The following is a 5,343-nucleotide window of genomic DNA, read 5'->3' on the forward strand; positions in this document are numbered from 1 at the left end:
GAACCGGGGGCACCGGACGAATCGGCGGCCTCGTCGCCGCCGTCGGCGACCGTCGCGGATCCGACGGCGTGACCGCGAGCGAGGCGGCCCACGTCTCCCCGAGCGCGCCACCCCCAGACCGCGGCGACGACGCCGCCGAGCGCCAGAACGGTGCCGAGCGGCCCGCCGGCGAGCCACAGCGTCGCGATCTCCTGGAGCGCGTACCAGTTCGCTTCCAGCGCGAGTTCCGGCGTGTACTCGACCGAGTGGCCGAGGATCCGCCGCTCGCCGAACCCGGGGCCGTCCATCGGCGCGAACGCCTGGTAGGGGAAGACGAGCGGCGACCCCGTCATCCGGACGTTGTACGCGAGCGTGACGCCGACGAAGCCGGTGCCGAACAGCGCCGTCAGCCCGTGACGGCGGACGGGGCCCGGGAGTCCACGGAGCCCGCCGGCCGCGAGCGCGCGCGGCGTCGAGACGGACCTCCCGGTGCCGACGCTCGCGAGCGCCGACCCCACCCGCCACAGCGCGTGGCAGATGAACGGGGTGGCGAAAAGCACCGCGGTGTACGGCCGCGCGAAGAAGGCGATCCCGATCGCGACGCCCGCGACCCCGGCGGCCCGCAGGGATCCGTCGCGAACGCTCCGGAGGTACGCGACCGCGAAGATCAGGTTGAAGAACGTCGTGGGCGCGTACGGGAGGAACGCCGAGGAGGTCGCGATCGCCATCGGCGACGCGGCGAACAGGACGGCCGCGGCGAGGCCGGCCCGGCGGCCGAACGCCTGCGACCCGAGCAGGTACACGAGCGCGGCGTTGCCGGCGGCGATCGCCGCGAGGGTGACGCGCGGCTCGCCGAAGAGCGCCATCGAGACCGCGAACGTCGCCGCCGGAACGGGGTTGTACTTCGGGTAGAGCCGACCGCCGTCCTCGATGAAGAACCACGGGTGGAACGCGTCCGCGAGCGCGCCGGCGTGGAACTCCAGCTGGCCGCCCAGGAGCAGCGCGGCCTGGGTGAGGTAGACGCCCTCGTCGTGATTGGCGGAGTGGTGCGAGAAGATGGTCGCGGCGACTACGAACGTCAGGACGCCGGCGGCGAGGGAGACGAGAGCCGCACCGAGCGTCACCCGGTCAGCGCGGGCGAGCCGCTGGCGGAGGCGGGTCGCGAGCCGGCGGGGGTGGAAGACAGATGAGAAGACTGACACGAAGATCGGTGGCGGGTGTTCAGCGACGGATGTTCAGATCTGGACGCCGGCCTCGCGCATGAGGTCGATCGTCGGCTCGAGGTTCGACAGCTGCGTCAGGTCGATGTCCGGGACGTCGAGCTCGTCGATCGGCGGGAGGTCGCCGATCGGCTCGACCTCCGGGATCAGCGGGTACTCGAAGGTAGAGCGCGCGAAGTAGTCCTGCGCCTCCGCCGACAGCAGGTGACGGACGAAGTTCGACGCGAGGTCCGCGTCGGACGCGGTGTCGACGACGGCGGCGCCGGCGACGTTGAACATCGCGCCCGCGTCGCCCTCGGTGAACGAGGTGGCGATCGGCGCGTTCGGGTTGCCGTCGAGCACGCGCTGGATGTAGTAGTGGTTCGTGAACCCGGCGTCGATCTCGCCGTCGGCGATCGCCTGACAGGTGACGAACTCGTCCGGGTACGTTCGGGCGCCGCGCTCGACCATCGTCTCGAGCCACTCGCGGGTCCGCTCCTCGCCCTCGAGCAGCCGCATCGCGGTCACGAACGCCTGACAGGAGCCGTACGACGGCGCCCATCCCAGGTCGCCCGAGAACTCCTCGGGGTACACCATGATGTCGTCCGGCATGTCGCTCTCGGCGAACTCGTCGGTGTTGTATGGGACCGTGCGGGCCCGCCCGGAGGTGCCGACCCACTGCTCGGTGTGGAACTCCGAACGCACCTTGTCGGTCACGTCGGACGGGAGCGCCTGCGTGCGCCCCGCGTCGGCGAGCGCGCCGAGCGCGCCGGAGTTGACCGAGTAGAACACGTCGGCGGGCGAGCCCTGCCCCTCGTTGGCGATCTGGTTCACCAAGTCGGTCGAGCCGCCGTACCGGACGGTCAGGTCCAAGTCGTCGTAGCGGTCGTCGATGTACCCGACCAGTTCGCCGACGAGGAACTCGCCGCGGCCGGAGTAGACGGTGAGCTCGCCCTCCAGCGCGGGCATCTCGGCCATCGGCGTCCCGCCGGGAAGTCCCCGCCCCTCGCGGCCGGAGCCGATCTGACCGACCGCCGATCCGCCGTCGGCGCCGTCATCGCCGTCGCCGGCGTCCTCGCCGTCGCCGCCGTCGCCGGCGTCCTCGCCGTCGTTTCCGAAGCCCATGCAACCGGCGATTCCCGCGGTACCGACCGCGCCCGCCGCCGCGAGGAACCGTCGCCGTCGAACGTCGCCTCCGTCCCGTTCGTCTCGGTCGTCTCGGTCGTGTCTCGTCATGTGTTTTAGGGTAGCCTAAATTTATTTAGTCGTGTCGGTTCAGTCGTCCGCGACCGCCGGCGTCCGCCGGAGCGCGTCGAGGCAGTCGAGCCAGTCGCGCATGTGCTCGCCGACGTGACCGAAGAACGCGCCGTTCCGGTACTCGTCGAACTCGCCGTCGACCAGCCGATCGGCCATCGCGTCGTACACTTCGGCGTACCCGTCGGCGTCGGCGCCGGCGTCGTCTATCAGCTCCCAGAGGTGCTCGTTGAGTTCGAGTCCGGCCACCTCGTTGTGGAGGTCGTCGAACGTCGACCGCGCGGCCTTGTTGTGCTCACACAGCGGCCGCCCGTTGTAGATCCGCTTGCCGAGCACGTCGCAGGCGCGCTTCAGGAACACGCCCGACCAGATGTCGTCGAACCGTCCGACGTCCCACTCGTTGTCGTCCATCGGGAGCTGGTAGAACGCGGGGATCACCTCGCGGCGGAACGCGAGGTTCATCGAGCAGACGGTGAGGTAGTTCCCGCGGGCCGCGACGAAGTCCTCGCCGAAGTCGTCGGTGGTCGTCCGCGTCTGCGCCTGCCCCTCCAGGTCGCCGTCCATCAGGATCCGGACGGCGTCGAGGTCGGGGACGTTCGTCCACAGTCCCTGCGAGGCGACGACCTCGCCGGCGTCGACCTCGACGGTGTCGGTCTCCACCGTCTCGCCCATCGCCGAGTAGGGGTACCCGCGGGGGTAGAGCCCGTGCTCGTCGGCGTTCTGGTAGAGGACGTTCACCCAGTGCTCGTCGGAGCGCACGCGCTCGATCTCCCCGCCGAACGCGAGGTTCTCCATGTGGCGACCGAAGTAGTCCTCGTCGTGGGGGAGCGTGTCGTCGTCGATGAAGATCCCGTACTCGAACGACTCGTCGGCCCACATGTACAGCAGCCCGAAGCTCGTCTCGGCGTGGCTCGCGGCCGGAACGACGTGACCGTATTCTTCGACGTCGTGGTCGGCGTACCACTCCTCGCGGCGGGTCCCGTCGAAGACCTCGCCGGAGACGCCGAGGTCGCGGAGCATCGCCTGCATCGCCGCGACGTCACAGAAGTCCTCGGTGACGAGCACGAAGTGGAGCCGCGAGATGTCGAAGCCGTGGCGGCGAGCGTTCTCGACGTACGCGCGGACGCACTCGTACTCGCGGATCGTCGGGACGATGACACAGATGTCTGCGTCGGTTCCTCGTGAGCGGCGTTCGGCCATGTTCCCAAGTTTTTAGGCTAGCCTAAAAATCTGCTGATTCGGTCGTCTCGTCGGCCGTACCTCCGTCCGACACCGGCGTTCCGGCGCTCGACATCCCTGGTCCGCCCCTCGACCGCTCCACCTCGTCGGCCGCGGCGGTCGGGGAGACGTTGAGCGCGAGCGCGGCCGCGCCGCCGCCCGCGAGCGTGACCGCGTTCTTCAGCGCGTGGTCGAGGACGGCCGCCGCGAGCGCCGCCTCGGCCGGGATGCCGGTGGTGCCGACGACCAGTCCGGTGAACGCCGCCTCGTACAGGCCGACGCCGCCCTGCGAGAGCGGCAGCACCTTCGCGAGGTTCCCCGCGCTGACCGCGAGCGTCCCGACGGCGACGAGGACCGACGCGGAGACGACCCCGCCGTCGAACCCCACGATCGCGGCGAGCACGAACACCGCGGTCGCCACGTCGGCGGCCCAGACGGCGAGGCTCCAGCCGAACACTGCCGCGAGCCGGCGCGGCCGGGCGGCGACGACGCGGACTGCCGTCCCGAACCTGACCGCGGCGTCGGTCGCGCCGGCGAGCCGCGAGAACCGGGAGTCGCGAGCTCGGTCGCGGAGCGTCGGCCCGATCTGGCGGTCGCTCCGGGCGAAGAGGACCGTCGCCGCGGCAAGCGCACCGCCACCGCGGCCAGTCCGGCCGCGGCGTAAAGCGGCGTCTGTGCCCCCCCGGTGCCGACCGAGCGCTCGCCGGCGGCGAGCGCCGCCAGCCCGAGACCGCCGAGCGCGGCGATCGCCACCAGGTCGAACGCGCGCTCGACCGCCAGCGAGGCGATCCCAGTGGGATACGAGACGTCGCGGCGGCGCTTGAGGAGGTACGCGCGGACGCCGTCGCCGGCCCGCGCCGGAACGATCAGGTTCGCGGTCTGGCTCGCGAACACGGCGGCGGTGAGAAAGCCCGTCCGGAGGCGTGGGCCCATCACCGCGAGGACGTCCCCGTACCGCCGCCCTCGGAGCGGCCAGGAGAGCGCGTACACCGCGACCGCGGCCCCCAGGAGCGTCGGGTCCGCGTCGGCGACCGCGGCGGCGATCTCCCCCACGTCGACGTACCGCGCGGCGACCAGCGCGCCGGCAACGAGGACGACGACCGTCCCGACGAGGGTGAAGTGACCGCGGGAGAGGCGGTCGCGGAGCCGAACGGCGTGCGAGCGGTCCGTCATATGACTGTTTAGGTTGGCCTAAAACATATAACGCTGGCGGTTCGGGGGCTCCCGAAGGCCGGTTCGGAGATCACCCACAACCCGTTTGCGTGTGGATATCGGACGACCGTCCGTGGCCGATGCCGACGCCGACCCAGCCCGGATGTGGCTCGTCGAGCGGACGTACGCCGACGGCGTGATCTGAGCGACGAGCGGACGGTTCGTCCGGCGAGTCCACCAATTAAGCCGCTCCGCGAGCAACGACCGGTGATGCGCGCCACGCTCGAAACGCTCGCGGTCGCCCTCCTCGTCGGCCTCCTCCAAGCCGTGCTCGGGGTCGTCGGCCTCGCCGGCGTGTTCGCGCTGTCGGCTCCGCTGGCGGTCGCGCCGTGGGCGCTCGTCACCAGCGTGTACGCGCACGGCTCGATCGGCCACCTGTTCGCGAACGCGCTCTCGCTTTTGCTCGTCGGCCCGCTGGTCGAGCGCCGGACGACGCGCCCCCGCTTTCACGCGTTCGTGGTCGGGACCGGCGCGCTCGCCG

The 5,343-nt window shown here is 71.2% G+C and carries 4 protein-coding genes and 1 pseudogene; 1 reads left to right on the plus strand and 4 read right to left on the minus strand.

All coding sequences use genetic code 11. The features are described 5' to 3' along the window. The 4 genes and pseudogenes from GJ633_RS13490 to GJ633_RS13505 all read right to left on the minus strand — a co-directional run. Nucleotides 1–1,103 (minus strand): glycosyltransferase family 39 protein (locus tag GJ633_RS13490; protein ID WP_321169088.1); only part of this gene is annotated, 1,103 nt, incomplete at its 3' end. A 111-nt stretch (nucleotides 1,104–1,214) separates the two neighbouring features. Then, entirely contained in the window at nucleotides 1,215–2,414 is a 1,200-nt protein-coding gene (locus GJ633_RS13495) for an iron ABC transporter substrate-binding protein (RefSeq protein WP_156589233.1), read from the minus strand. A 39-nt stretch (nucleotides 2,415–2,453) separates the two neighbouring features. After that, on the minus strand, nucleotides 2,454–3,632 hold the full coding sequence (locus tag GJ633_RS13500) for an alpha-1 4-glucan-protein synthase (protein ID WP_156589234.1): 1,179 nt from the start codon (nucleotides 3,630–3,632) through the stop codon (nucleotides 2,454–2,456). A 22-nt stretch (nucleotides 3,633–3,654) separates the two neighbouring features. After that, nucleotides 3,655–4,823 (minus strand): annotated as a pseudogene (locus GJ633_RS13505) (lysylphosphatidylglycerol synthase transmembrane domain-containing protein). Between the two features lie 249 nt (nucleotides 4,824–5,072). Here GJ633_RS13505 and GJ633_RS13510 point away from each other — a divergent pair. Then, the coding region (locus tag GJ633_RS13510; RefSeq protein ID WP_156589235.1) for a rhomboid family intramembrane serine protease at nucleotides 5,073–5,343 on the plus strand (271 nt) is incomplete at its 3' end.

The sequence above is a fragment of the Halorubrum sp. CBA1125 genome (assembly GCF_009742825.1).
GTDB lineage: Archaea > Halobacteriota > Halobacteria > Halobacteriales > Haloferacaceae > Halorubrum.

Bases quoted from the DNA above. Each gene is read 5' to 3' on its own strand.
- GJ633_RS13495 (WP_156589233.1), bottom strand. From the start codon at position 2,414: ATGACGAGACACGACCGAGACGACCGAGACGAACGGGACGGAGGCGAC.
- GJ633_RS13500 (WP_156589234.1), bottom strand. From the start codon at position 3,632: ATGGCCGAACGCCGCTCACGAGGAACCGACGCAGACATCTGTGTCATC.